The 12,863-nt window shown below is 37.2% G+C and carries 14 protein-coding genes; all 14 read right to left on the bottom strand.

Going from position 1 to position 12,863, the window contains the following annotated elements:
- Positions 1-56: 56 nt before the first annotated feature.
- The 14 genes from BLP46_RS03335 to BLP46_RS03260 all read right to left on the bottom strand — a co-directional run bounded on the left by BLP46_RS03335 (position 57) and on the right by BLP46_RS03260 (position 11,892).
- Positions 57-455: a hypothetical protein gene (locus BLP46_RS03335; protein WP_092975588.1), complete on the bottom strand. Its 399-nt coding sequence runs from the start codon at positions 453-455 to the stop codon at positions 57-59.
- A 13-nt stretch (positions 456-468) separates the two neighbouring features.
- Entirely contained in the window at positions 469-1,431 is a 963-nt protein-coding gene (locus tag BLP46_RS03330) for a DUF4365 domain-containing protein (RefSeq protein WP_092975585.1), read from the bottom strand.
- The gene (locus BLP46_RS03325) at positions 1,415-2,185 is read right to left on the bottom strand and encodes a DUF2971 domain-containing protein (protein WP_092975582.1); all 771 of its coding nucleotides are present in this window, start codon (positions 2,183-2,185) and stop codon (positions 1,415-1,417) included. The genes BLP46_RS03330 and BLP46_RS03325 overlap by 17 nt, the downstream gene beginning before the upstream one ends.
- 174 nt (positions 2,186-2,359) lie before the next feature.
- Entirely contained in the window at positions 2,360-3,964 is a 1,605-nt protein-coding gene (locus tag BLP46_RS03320) for a recombinase family protein (RefSeq protein ID WP_092975579.1), read from the bottom strand.
- 84 nt (positions 3,965-4,048) lie between these two features.
- Positions 4,049-4,231 carry a hypothetical protein gene (locus BLP46_RS03315; RefSeq protein ID WP_092975576.1) on the bottom strand — a complete coding sequence of 61 codons (183 nt, stop codon included), beginning with the start codon at positions 4,229-4,231 and terminating at the stop codon, positions 4,049-4,051.
- The gene (locus BLP46_RS03310) at positions 4,209-4,358 is read right to left on the bottom strand and encodes a DUF3789 domain-containing protein (protein WP_092975573.1); all 150 of its coding nucleotides are present in this window, start codon (positions 4,356-4,358) and stop codon (positions 4,209-4,211) included. The genes BLP46_RS03315 and BLP46_RS03310 overlap by 23 nt, the downstream gene beginning before the upstream one ends.
- Before the next feature lie 15 nt (positions 4,359-4,373).
- Positions 4,374-4,703: a type II toxin-antitoxin system PemK/MazF family toxin gene (locus BLP46_RS03305; RefSeq protein WP_092975570.1), complete on the bottom strand. Its 330-nt coding sequence runs from the start codon at positions 4,701-4,703 to the stop codon at positions 4,374-4,376.
- A gap of 66 nt (positions 4,704-4,769) precedes the next feature.
- Positions 4,770-5,795: a PDDEXK nuclease domain-containing protein gene (locus BLP46_RS03300; protein WP_318259446.1), complete on the bottom strand. Its 1,026-nt coding sequence runs from the start codon at positions 5,793-5,795 to the stop codon at positions 4,770-4,772.
- A gap of 715 nt (positions 5,796-6,510) precedes the next feature.
- Positions 6,511-7,041 (bottom strand): hypothetical protein, encoded by a 531-nt coding sequence (locus BLP46_RS03290; protein ID WP_092975560.1) that lies wholly within the window; start codon positions 7,039-7,041, stop codon positions 6,511-6,513.
- 523 nt (positions 7,042-7,564) lie between these two features.
- Positions 7,565-7,804 carry a hypothetical protein gene (locus BLP46_RS03285; protein WP_092975558.1) on the bottom strand — a complete coding sequence of 80 codons (240 nt, stop codon included), beginning with the start codon at positions 7,802-7,804 and terminating at the stop codon, positions 7,565-7,567.
- Between the two features lie 227 nt (positions 7,805-8,031).
- Positions 8,032-8,226: a translation initiation factor 2 gene (locus BLP46_RS03275; RefSeq protein WP_092975552.1), complete on the bottom strand. Its 195-nt coding sequence runs from the start codon at positions 8,224-8,226 to the stop codon at positions 8,032-8,034.
- Between the two features lie 34 nt (positions 8,227-8,260).
- On the bottom strand, positions 8,261-8,875 hold the full coding sequence (locus BLP46_RS03270) for a LexA family protein (protein WP_092975549.1): 615 nt from the start codon (positions 8,873-8,875) through the stop codon (positions 8,261-8,263).
- 150 nt (positions 8,876-9,025) lie between these two features.
- Positions 9,026-10,009: a helix-turn-helix transcriptional regulator gene (locus tag BLP46_RS03265; RefSeq protein ID WP_092975546.1), complete on the bottom strand. Its 984-nt coding sequence runs from the start codon at positions 10,007-10,009 to the stop codon at positions 9,026-9,028.
- 854 nt (positions 10,010-10,863) lie between these two features.
- Positions 10,864-11,892, bottom strand: a complete 1,029-nt coding sequence (locus tag BLP46_RS03260) for a 3-deoxy-7-phosphoheptulonate synthase (RefSeq protein WP_207645198.1) — start codon at positions 11,890-11,892, stop codon at positions 10,864-10,866.
- Positions 11,893-12,863 lie beyond the last annotated feature (971 nt).

Raw genomic sequence — 12,863 nt, 5'->3', positions numbered from 1 at the left:
TTTTTCTTGTCTCTTTTAACCTCTATTAGCTTATGTAAACCATCTAAACAATAATTCTACATACATCCACCCAGAGTAAGTATAACTACAGCGTGCTTATACCCTATATTTTTATTACTGCATTCCATGATAATATAATAATCGTTATCATGCTCTTCCCTAACAACAATACCTTGCGAAAAATTGGTTTTCCAAAGAGGCTTAACTCCATAATATTGCGCCACAAATTCATTTGAAAGATTTGGCTCATTCACTTTAAACCCATTTTCAAATAGCCACGCATGATAATTCTTAAGTGCAGGGGGTACTCCTACAGTTTGAAATGATGTCATTACTGCCATTTGGAAATCCCATTTCTCTTCAATATTAATAACATATTTTTCTGTAGGTAAAAGATTATACTCACCTATTACATTTTTATTATCAATAATCTCATTTAGCTTTATTTTTCTCATATTCTATTTCCTTTTAGTCTTTTTCCGGTCTTGCATCTGCATATACCTGGTTCTGCGTAATAAATTCATTAACTGTTAAAAAAGATTTACCCAAATCATTTAAACTAAGTATTAGCATATATTCTGCCACTTCTCCTGAATAGTCAATGCTGCGCATTGGATCTAATTTTTTTCGATACTCTTCAAAGGTATCACCCACAATCAACCACTCATGTTCCTCTTTATCATAAATACAATGATATTCACGCCAAAATGCCTCATCATACTCTTCGTAATAATCTTCATCAATCGAAAAATTCGCCCATGGAAAAAGCCGAGGAAAAACTTCAGTATATGGTGTAAACGGAAACCAATATGGATACGAATATTCTCTTATACTATTGCCGTCATCCACAATCAATTCCGTCTTTCCTCTACCGCTACTCTTGTTTACCCATTCTTCTGAATGTAATTTGACAATTCCGCCTTCCTGAATTATTTGCATAAATGCTTTTTGAGAGAGCAAAAAATTGTAATTTGTAATATGATCCGGCAAATTCGTATAAGAAAGAAGTTTATTATTTGAGCGCTCGTTCAAGAAAACCTGTTCTAAAGGAACTTTAACAAAAAAGCCTTTTCCCTGCCCACCACTTGTTCTCTCAATAGTTTCTGATGTTAGTTTTTGCCAAATACACATATTATCTTCCGGATTATACAATACTACAATGCAAGGCAAAGAATTTGTAGTCCAATAAAGGTATTGCCTCTCGTTGATACTGCGAAAAACTATACATCCATCTTTTTTCTCTTTGAACCAACTTATACCAGATTTAATCTGTAAAGCAAGAAGTTGTTTTGGTTTGCCGGATTCTTCAATAAACTCCATATGTGCATCAATGCCAATATCATTAACCGGTTGATTTCGAAACAACCATTTGTTACGTGCAGCAATCCATGAGCAATAACTAACACCCATCTGTTCAGTTTCGTTTGCCATGACAATCTCCTTCTATTGTTTCATATCTTTTGACAAGCCTCAATTTCTCAAAAAAATCTTTTTCATACAAAGATGATTTCTCTATAGGGCATTTAAATCCCTTTGATGCACAGTATAGCTTCATTGTATTGACATACCAATCATCGGCTCTCGGATCAAATGTAATTGACTTAATAAAAGAAAGCGGGTTTAAATCAAAACTCATACTAGATGTTTTCAATGCTTCTTTTATATCGCCATATGCTTGTAGGCAAACTAAAAGTCTAACTTCATTTTCGTGCTTAAATGCTTCTCTTTTCAAAGCCATATCCCCTGCATACCGATATGATTTATTCTCTGATATTTCATTTCGCTTTTCTATATAATTATCTCTGTTGTAATAGATAACTTTAGCTAATACTGCCTCTCTTAAATTTCGAACCCCACCAAAGCTTTCAATATTTGTTTCTATCATAATGCCTTGTCTATCTGGTGAATAAATTCTCCACATTGCATCCGAGTCTTTTTCATATGTCCAACATTGACCAACGGTTGTTGCTGTTAAGAATGAATCACGTTGTTCTATTTTTTCATTTTCAAGCTGAACTGGAATTTGGTCATCAGGGCCTTCCCATGGATCTTCCCAACTTTTAACCTTATTCATAAAAATCTTATTATTCTCAACAATTGACAGAAATTGAGCTAAAGACATATACCGATAAAGGCTAAGGTTTGGATCAATATTATCACTTATATAGACATTACTTTTACACATTTTTCTTTCCTTTTATAAACCATTATAATAATTCTCTTACATAACAGGTCAACAATCACAAATTAACCTATCCCTATTTTGTATATTATATATGATAACAGAAAAAACTTTCCTTGTCCATAAACCTTCGCAAGATATTAAAGAGGTTTGTAAAGATATAAGACTGTTCTGTTATTACTTAACCATCGTGAATTCGTTTATGAATCTCTTGTAGTCGCTGTCGAAGTCAATCTCGAACTGATATCCTTTGTAGAGCCTTATCTGTTTTATCAGCTTGCAGATAATCATCTTTCGCTCTTCATTAGTGCTAAGATCGAATTCATCTGCCCATGATCTAAACTCATCATAATAGAAATCAAGCTTGCCTATATCATCTTGTTGATTGGCAAGCTTGGACTCTATCTCGGCTATTTGATTTTCTTTTTCAGCTATCGACTGATTGATAATGTTGATGGAGGTAGTAAGCATTTCAGAGGTATAGTTGCTCTCCCCTATTAATACTTTTCCGATTTCAGCGGAGAGCTTCACTGACTGTTTCTTCAGCTTTTCCAACTCTGCTTCAACCTTCTTTTTCAGTTTCTTTGTGTCAGCAATTTCAGTTTTATACTGCTTTTCCATAGTCAGACTCTTGGGAGTGACCTTTATGGCATCAAGGTATTTTCTGACAACTTCGAGTACCACTTCGTCAACTTTCTCTGCAAGATAAGCACCTTGCCCGTTGCATATACCTCTATCTCGTCCGCTGTTGGTACAGATATACCTCTGTTTTACGGTTTTCACTCTCGTGCCGTCTGCTCTGTCATAGTAGTATGTATGTGTGGTAGCAATCAGTTTTCTTCCGCAGTGTCCGCAGTAAAGATTTCCTGATAGCTGCGTCTTACCTTTGGTTCTTAAAGCGATTTGTTTCTTCTCATCATCCTTCGCCGAACGCTGATCCATGATGAATTGTACTTGTTTGAATACGTTTTCGCTGATTATTTCGAGGTCAGGCAAGTGAGGAGATTCGCTTTCTCCCGCTATAAGGTAACCGCAGAACATCTTGTTCCTGAGGATTCGCCTGATGGTGTTTGCTTGGAATTTACTTCCTCTATGGGTTCGAAGCCCTTTTTCATTGAGTTGCTTGGCTATTTGATAGGAGCCGTATCCTTCTCTCAATGTCATCGAGAATATGCTCTTGATGATTGGGGCTTCATCTTCGTCAATCACAACCATCATTAGTTCTTTGCCCTTTTTATTCTTCATCCCGCTTTTTACAAGCTTGTATCCGTAAGGAACATTGCCTCCGGTATACATTCCCTCTTGCACCATCTGCGAGAGTCTTGTCTTTACGCGGGTTGATGTTTTCTCGCTTTCGCCGTTAGCTTGCCAGAATCTTATGTAGTTCATAAGCTTGTCGACGTGACTGTCCATGCGCTGCTCACCTTCGACGACGCTCCAAACTCTGATTCCGTGATCGATGAACCATTTTACAACATAAGGAGTTTCATCGTCCATTCTGCCGATTCTGTCGAACATGAATACAAGCAGTATATCAAATTCCTTTCGCTCGGCGGCTTTTTTCAGTTCTATCATGGCGTCACGGTTTTCTGCTGATACCTTATAACCGGATATTCCCTTTTCCTGGAACTCCTTTATAATGCACCAGCCTTGTCTTTGGGCGAACTCCCTGCAGGATTGCTTCTGCATCGGGATGTCGTTTTTGTCAACCTGACCTTTGGTTGATACTCTGTATAGCGCCATAACTCTGTTGCAAGTTGTCGGCATTTTTGCTTCTGTCATTTTAATCCTTCCTTTCGGTGCTTTTTTGCAACACAAACAATACTATAAACTAATTAATATAGCCAGATAAACAGAGCAAAAAAACTAACAAGGATTTTCTCTGATTCTTTCATTAAATGTATCTAAAAGTGAACCTAAAACATAGCTTTCAACTTCTTCGTTTTTCTTCTTGGAAAAGCGTATCGTTACCGGGTAATCTCCAAACAGACTATGGATAACATGGCTCTTATCATATTCATATTCGTTATTTCTCTTCGTTTTCTCCATCCTTATCAGCTCCCTTAATATCCATTCGTTCAATATTATTATCGGCTCTCGAAGCCACGTTACATAAACACATAACGAAAACTCCGAGAAAGCCGCCTACAAACAATCCGATTATAAATCCTACCATCTTAATTCCTTTCCTTTATATATTGAAATTCTTATCTAATAATCTTTCAATTTCAGCCATACTGTTTTCCGATAGCGAACCCATCTTTTTAATCAACCGTCTTTTATCTATCGTCCGTATCTGCTCTAAAAGCAAGGTGGAGCGTCCAGCGAGAAAACTCTCCTTGAGCTTAATGTGCATCGGGACATAAGTTTTACTTTTGGTTGTCATGGGAGCAACTATCGTAGTCGGACTATATTTGTTTCCGATATCATTCTGTAGAATGACAACCGGTCTGACCCCTCCCTGCTCACTTCCGATCACAGGGTTGAGGTCGGCATAATATACATCACCTTTATTTATCATTTTCTTTCACCAATAGAAAAAGCACCGACTTTCGTCAGTGCTCCATTAATGTGTTATATTTTCCGATTAATCTTCGTCGAGTTTTCTAAACTCATCTATTCTCAATTCCTGCTTTAACTCTTCCTCTGTGGGAAGATATGTAAAGTATTTTGAGGCGAAGATTTGATTATTATCCTCCGGCAAGGTGTATTTTACAATGGCATCATTCTTTTCAGCACAAAGCACAATGCCGATTGGAGGATTATCTCCTTCGTTCATCAACTCTCTTGTGTAGTAATTAACATACATCTGCATTTGTCCGAGATCTTGGTGCGTAAGCTTGTCCGTTTTCAAGTCAATTAAGACAAAGCATTTGAGTATGTAATTGTAGAAAACAAGATCGATGAAGAAATCCTGTCCGTTGAGCGTAAAACGCTTCTGTCTTGAAACGAACGAGAAGCCTCTTCCTAATTCAAGGAGAAACTGCTGTAAATGGTCTATCAAGGCTTGTTCAAGGTCGGTTTCATATACATGTGTATCCGGCTTAATTTGGAGAAACTCCATTACATACGGATCCTTGATAGCTTTTTCATATTCAGGCTTTGGTTCGATGCTCCCTATTTCTGCGGCAACAGCTTTCTTATCTTGGCTTGCGAGAAGCCGCTGATAATACATCGTGTTTATCTGTCTTTCAAGCTGTCGTACACTCCACATAGATTTGGCGCATTCTTCAGTATAAAAATCACGGACAGTTTTATCTGAAACTCTCATTAGTACACGATAATGCGACCAACTCAATTCGGCACACAGTGTGTGCCGAATTGGATAGTTGCAATAAAACTGTCGCATAGCTCTTAGATTTCTGACAGTATACCCTTTACCAAATTCAGCCGTTAGTTTATCAGAAAGATATTTCAAAAGATTTTTGCCGTACTCAGCTCTTTCATTTTCACCGCAAGCTTTATAAATCTGCTCACCTATCTCCCAATAGGCAATCACCATAGCGGAATTTACGGCAGAATAAACTCTGTGCTGCGCGTTGATTACACTTGAACGAATAGAAGAATATATCTCTTCTGAATTGCTGTTTATGTTTGCGATTTTGTTTTCCAAATAATCACCCACTTTACATTTCGATTTATTATAACATATAATATTGAATTTATAAAGACTTCTTTTCGATTTTATGTAACAAGGCAGCAACCGAAGCCACTGCCTTATCTTATCAATCATTATTTCTAATGTCGCACGATTGGACAGTTCCTCTGCCCTGCCGTTTTTCGAAACACGACGTCGCGGCTCTTGAGAGAGCTCTCTGTGTTCCTTCTCACAACAGAATAGTCCTGCATTGGAACTGTCCGGTATCCGATATTTATCCTCGATCCCCCTCGGATTACGGGAACACTTAAAAGGTCATGCATTTGACTCCATTAGCCTCTCCGCTACCGCAAGGTTCTCTCGCGGCCGCCCTCATTGCCTGCGACGGTTCTATCACGCTCGGACTGTGACTGGACGGAAGTATCATTATCCTCGCTGTTGGTTTTGGCTTTCCCGAAGTATGCCTCTCCGAGTCGAAGTCCTGGAGGCTTGCGCGTCCGCTTCTGTAGCTCACAACAGAAAGAAAGTGTTTTAAATGCTGATATGAAATTTTCAAAGAACAACACCGAATTCCCTCTGGCGAGTTGAGGCAATCCGGTAAAAGAGAACTAACCCTTTCACCTATTGCACTCAAATCAGGAAAAATTAGACCGTTTTTTGAAAAAAATAATTATTTCAGCATTTTAAACATTTTTCAATCTGTGTTTTCGGCTATATTGACCAACGATTATTATCTTTCCATAATCTCACGAACACATAAAAAGAAATAACCCTTAAACTTGTTTAGAGATTTTTTAAGCCCTTTGCATACTGAGGAGCTCTGTACCCCATGTCTTTCTGAAATATCAAGCACTCTTTCACCATTAATAAAATGGAGGCGAAATCGTTCTTTTGTTGTCGAAGAAATAGATTTGTCATTAAGGAATCTATGCATTGCTTCACGCACTGCAGTTAAATAGATGCTCTCGCACTCATCTTCCTCGTACTGTTCTTCAATAGATAATTCAAAACCAGCAACCACCTCATCAAGACTCGTAAATAACACATCTTTTTTTGTTTGATTGTTGGTTTCTTTGGATTCCACTCTGTAATCCTCATCTGACCAATTCTTCCAAAACTCGAAATCAGCCTTTGTCAAGGTTGGATCTGACTTCAAAAAATCGTCCAAAGTTATTGAAGTGCTTCCTGAAACCTCTGAATTGTAAACTATATCCTTACTGTATTTGTTAGCTGCATATGAGCTGTTTTTATAATTTTTCATTATGTCCTCCGAAATCAAATTGAATTTTGTTAGCCTATTCAATTTGACTCGGAGGAGCGCGGGTGCAGTTTGATTCATCTGCACTACATAGCTGTAAATAACGCATAAAAGCCCTTTCCGCCTGACGCGGTCCAAAGGACACAATTACGCCAGCGAAAAGTGCTCCTGATTCTGCTTGTCTGAAACAAGGTGCAAAAATCTAAGGGTACCTATACTGCTTTTTCATCTTTTGAAATCAGCGTATTTGTATCCTTTGCCCTTGTACTTCAGGCTTCGAATATGTATTTGTAAATGTCGGTGAAAACAAAAAAGCCACCGACAAGATAAACCTATAGATACAACTATAGCGTTTACCTTGCCGGTGGCCTCTCATTTATATCTGGACTAACTACCGGTTAGTGTTTGGGCGAGTTTATTCTCGCCGCACGGTCAAGTGACCTGGAAGAAGGACTTATGCAGTCTGTTTCATCTCAGCCTTTCCGTCGTGATGCCGTTGATTCATTTGTATTGAACTATGAACGATTTATAAAGAGATAGTCGTGCTGAATCCTTTTTCATTCAGCCATGTACGAGCTTCTTCAACAATCGGCTCGGGTGCGTTCTTTATATTGCAGATTGCCTTATAAATGCCTGCCCAGAAAACAACATCTGAGCTAGCCTCTGTCGGCAGATTATACTTACGCAAGTAAGCCATAATCTTAATCTTATCAAGGCTGAACAATGCCTCATTACGTTCTTGTATACGTCTTTGTAACACTTTCATCTTATTGCCTCCCTAAACTAAAATTGTCATATTCATCATAATCCGGCGCGTAGATATCTATCTGCTGGTGTCGCCTTCCGATAAATTTGCGCACCATCTGTACTCCGCACCTCTCACATTTTGTTTTGATCTGATTCTTCTTGTCTTTTATCCCACATACTTCTGTGTTACAGTTTGGGCAATACCAAGAGTAGATCGTCCAATCTTGCAGCATTGCCTTCTCCCTCCTACTTCTTTGATAGAGCAACCAGCAGCTTGGCGTCGCACATCTGATATGTAGGTATCCGACGAGTCTTAACATATTTCATTATCTGAACCGCGCTGCCGCAATTTTCACATTCCATCCATCCGTCTGTTTCTTCTAAGTTTAATAATTTATTCAAGGTGTCACAGATCGGACATTTCACATCAACTGAATTCATATGAAACATCTCCTATCATGTTTAAGTATATTGATTAAAGAGATTTGATAACGTTTCGAGCTACTCCTTGCACATGGAAGCTTTGCACCTTTATTTCTTCTCCCGGATACTTCGCCTCATTCTCATATTTAAGAATATAGCGTCGTTCCGCTTTGTCGAAACCGCCGTAGCGTTTTAAAGTGTTCTGATTATAAGGATCCAACGCAACCACTATATCCCCTATTTTAGCAGGACAATTACGCTCAATCACAATCAAATCATCTTCTTCAATTCCGGCGTCGACCATCGAATCACCTTTAGCTCTGAGAATATAAAAATCTCCTTCGCCAAACATGGAAACGGGCAGGCTGACATATTCCTCTACAAACTCTTCCTCTTCTTCCGGAGAACCGCATTGAATTGAACCGACTAACGGGGCGGATATGTAGGAAGTTTTCATCTTAGCGCTCTCCGGGGCTGAAAGGATGCCTCTGCCATATTCAAGCAAGCCTCTGTTGCTCAACTCCTGCAGATATCGGTGCGTAGTTGAACGGGGCACACCAACACCTGTAGACACCTGAATAATGGTCGGAGCCTTACGATTTTCCTGATAGTACTTATTCACGAATTTCAAAATATCGTCCAAGTACGTTTGATTGAAAGATCTCATATATTAGCACCTAAATTTCATTTAGTGGGATTTGTTTTCCCACTACAAATATTATACTCTTTCTTTTATAAATATCAAGAGGGTAATTGCAATTTAAAAACGAGGTGCAACCAATCGGTTACACCTCAACAAAATACGATATATTGAAACTCACTTTTCAAGCGCAGATGTAGCAGCCGCTACCATTTTTGCATACTTACTTTTTACATCTTCCGGACTATTTATAGTTACTCGACCGCCAAAGCCAAAAATCCAGCTGTAAAAAACATTCCCGACAGATGTTGTTACAACCACGTTAAATGATTCTTCATCATAAGCGGAAACATCTACATCTTTCCCGAACTTATCGATAATGGCATCCATGAGATCGTTATCGCATATTAATTCAACCTGCTTACGCTCGCCGTTATACATTCGGAACATAGAATTCAGATATACATTCAAATCAAAGTCTCTAGGCGGCTCATGCTGTTCTTCTATCAAGATTTGCGGTGTTGTTACAATCCGATCAACACGAAAGCTTCCGATACTGCTGTGCTTTTCGGAATATCCGACAACATAATAATAATCACCGTTCCATATCATTTTATATGGACTGAACACATAAACCTCGCCGTCATGTTTAGCTGCTCGTTCTTTGTTTCGGTTATATGTAAAATACTGAAAAGATACTTTCTTTTTATCATTTATTGCATCGTTCAGAGCTTCCATGATATAGTAAATCTTCTCATTATCAGCCTTTATTCGATTTTCGACGTCAACATTTCGAATTAATCTTGGAGTCTCAAACGGACTCGCCAATAGACTGAGCTTAGCCACCAGTGCAGAGCTTTTTTCTTTCGGAATAAATCTGGCAGACTCCACCGCGTCAATCAGAACTTTCAGTTCCGGCAAATCAAACCTTCTGCCAATCAAATAATATCGGTTCTGTGTAGATTGCTCCACTTCTATTTCAACACCAAACGCTTGGAGTACTTTAATATCATCGCTGACTGTTCCACGCGAGGTTAAAATCCCATATTCATTTTTAAGCTGATCTAAGATTTGAGCTATCGTCAAATAGTGTTCTTCGTCCGTCTGCTCATATAGTATTTTAGCTACATAGAATGTACGAAGCTTTGCTTTGATGTCCATAGGTTCACTTCCATCTTTATTCTCGTTTTGACTTGCATTATCAATCGGCACAATTAAACGATTGAAACCTTTGTTATTTTCAATTCAGCAAATTCAACACAGTTATAATACAACAAATCCGTGCCTTTGTAAACACAGAGGCACGAACTACTTGATATTAACTACCAACAACTTAAGCATAATCGCAAAATTTTTTCTTTAGACATTCAGCCATAATGAGACAAATACATTCGGACTAATCACAAACAATTTCTTGAATTAAGGATATTAATTTAAAATTCAATAGTTAATTAGTTAATTATCTATTCTTATTTGTTAGAAAATAGTTTACTAATACAATGCTATGATGTTTAAAGTTGCTCATACTTATCTCTTCATAAAACCTTATTTCAAGGAGCGGTTATGTAGCGGTTTCTATTTTTCATCTATTAAAATATTTAGGTTTTTTAATCATTTAACATGACACCTTTCCCCGAAAATGCATGGATTTTTCCTGCTTTTTACTGAAAAGAGTATCAACTTCTTTAAGAATCCTTAACTAATCAAATGCAGTGTAACAAAATAACGCCCAGATGTATCAGGCAGAATTGTTACAATGGTTTTCCAATTTCAAGTTTTTTGCACACTCAATTGCAGCTACGACAATGGTAATGCTTGAAACACCACACAATATGCCTTCCATATCATATTAAATACCGTACATATTTTAATTGATTCGCCGATATTGAGACTTCAATTACAACAGGAAAATCAGCACAATTAGGATATACAATTTTATTCAGCTTAACAACAAGAGAATTTCCTATCAACTCCAAAAGGTTTTGGTATATCATTAATAACCATCATTGGGCATTTTAAATAATATTCCAATCATTCGCTATTTTCATCAATAAGTCATAGGTTTTCTTCCAACCGATACATGGATCGGTAATTGATTTACCATAGCAACAACCGTTCACATTTTGTCTTCCATCTTCAATATAGCTTTCTATCATTAGACCTTTTATCATTCTATTAACCCATCCATACAAATTACATAATTTTATTAGATTATAGCAATTGTAGATTTGATTATTATAGTTTCCTAATGCATTACTGTGACTAACATCCACAATTACAGAAGGAACTTGAAAAACTGGCGTTTTATAATGTTTTCTCAAATAATTGAATTCGCTAATAGTACAGTTTTGTTTTTCTATTCCAAACAAAGAAGAGCCACGTAATATTGCATGTGATAACGGATTTCCATCCGTTTGAACTTCCCACCCCATGTAAAGCATTCGATGCGGCATTTGACTTGCAAAAATTGCATTAAGCATGACAGACAAATCCCCACTGGTTGGATTTTTCATACCTACTGGGCATGAAATTCCACTAGCCAATAATCTATGCTCCTGACTTTCTACAGTTCGTGCACCAATAGAACAATATGTAAGTAAATCAGATATATACTCATAAACATCAGGGTATAATATTTCGTCAGCTGTGCTCAATTCTGATTCGTTGAAAACCTTTATGTGGATTTTTCTAACTTGCTCAATTCCTTTAACAACGTCTTCATTACTTGATTTGTCTGGCTGATGTAGCATACCCATATAGCCACAGCCCTTTGTTCTTGGTTTAGCAGTATAAACACGAGGAATAATAAGCAATTTGTCTTTTACTGACTCTTGAATAATTGCAAGGCGACTTACATAATCAAGAATTGATGATTCATTATCGGATGAACAAGGACCAATTATTATAATCTTTTTTTTCGATACTCCTCTTAAAATATCAGCAATTTCTTGATCGCGTAATTCTTTTTTATGGAACATGTCATGTGAAATTTTAAGCCGCTGTTTTAATTCATTTGGTTCTGGCAACCTATTAAGATACTTCATCAAAATCATTCCCGGTATTGTTATTCTGAATCTGTTAAACTCGATATAAAAAAACTCAATTGCTTTTTTGTGGAGTAAGCTCATTAAGAGATGGCGGCGTAGCCGATCATTTTAATCTTGGCAATAATCTGAAAATATGCTAAGACTTTTTCCCTTAGTTTCTCAATACTTTTTAAATATTACAGAAAAAGGGACTGAACCTAAAAATCATTAATAAGTAGTATTTATCAACAAAAACGTTACAAAAAATATACACATGGTGAAAGCAAACCATCATCGTAGTATCTTATTTCACATAAAACTCTATCACTAGATAAAGCTGTTTATGTTTAATTCGAGCATCGTCTATAGTGAACTGCCAATCAACACACTTTTGTGAGTAGTTGCGATTACAACTCAATGCAGATAGCGTTTCATCAAAAGTGTCAATCGAGGGAATACGCTTCCCAAGAAGAGCTTTGATTCTAAGGGAAGATAACTCTATTTCAGCAATGTCAAGCCTAGAAACATGCTTAAGAGTTTAGTGAATTTTCAACTTTTGAGATATGCGAAAAGCTTATTCAAGAGAGTAAACTTTATAGAGTAAAGGAACTAAGCAAGTTTTACGATCATTATTATAACTAAGACAATCTTTTCTGACTTTGGATATTGTTCGTCTACCAACCACTTATTCTGGTGTGTACAGCTACCGTTTATTCTGAGGAGTAAAACATGCGCTTATCGCCATTAATCTAACGGTTCCGTAAACATGAAGATAGAGCAAGAGCTTTTGTATAAGTATTCACAATCATACTTTTTGACATTATAGCTTTTTTTCATAGGAAGTGGTTCCAAGTATTCATCCATGAATCGGAAAATTTTTTCATTCATAAAGATAACTAGACAACTTTCGTCGTTGCGTTTTTCGCATTTTGAAGATACTCCTCGCTGATGATTCTTATCCTAGGGTAATACGTAGTTTCAGTAATACC

This window comes from Ruminococcus sp. YE282 (genome assembly GCA_900101355.1).
GTDB lineage: Bacteria > Bacillota > Clostridia > Oscillospirales > Acutalibacteraceae > Ruminococcoides > Ruminococcoides bromii_A.
Note: the sequence above shows the minus strand (reverse complement) of the source record. Positions and strands in the feature narration are given on the sequence as shown.